The organism is Pseudomonas schmalbachii, assembly GCF_017589465.1.
In the GTDB taxonomy this organism is placed as follows: Bacteria; Pseudomonadota; Gammaproteobacteria; order Pseudomonadales; family Pseudomonadaceae; genus Pseudomonas; species Pseudomonas schmalbachii.
In genome coordinates, this window is record NZ_JAELYA010000048.1 from 1 (window position 1) to 207 (window position 207).

Sequence of the window (207 nt, forward strand, 5' to 3'; positions counted from 1 at the left end):
GCGATGCGGTGAACATGTCGCAGCTCAACGAGACGAATGAAAACGTCACGAATCTGGGCGACACCATCAACAACTTCGCTGGCGACACCACCAACATCTTCACCGACGAGCATGGCGTGGGCATCCGTTACGCCCGGACCAACGAAGCCGGTCTGGTGCAGAGCGACTCCTCGGCCGAAGGTCAGGGCAGCACCGCGGTGGGCTACA

The 207-nt window shown here is 60.9% G+C and carries 1 protein-coding gene; it reads left to right on the plus strand.

Going from position 1 to position 207, the window contains the following annotated elements:
- A partial coding sequence (locus tag JFY56_RS24850; protein ID WP_208316826.1) for a hypothetical protein occupies nt 1-207 on the plus strand: 207 nt, incomplete at both ends.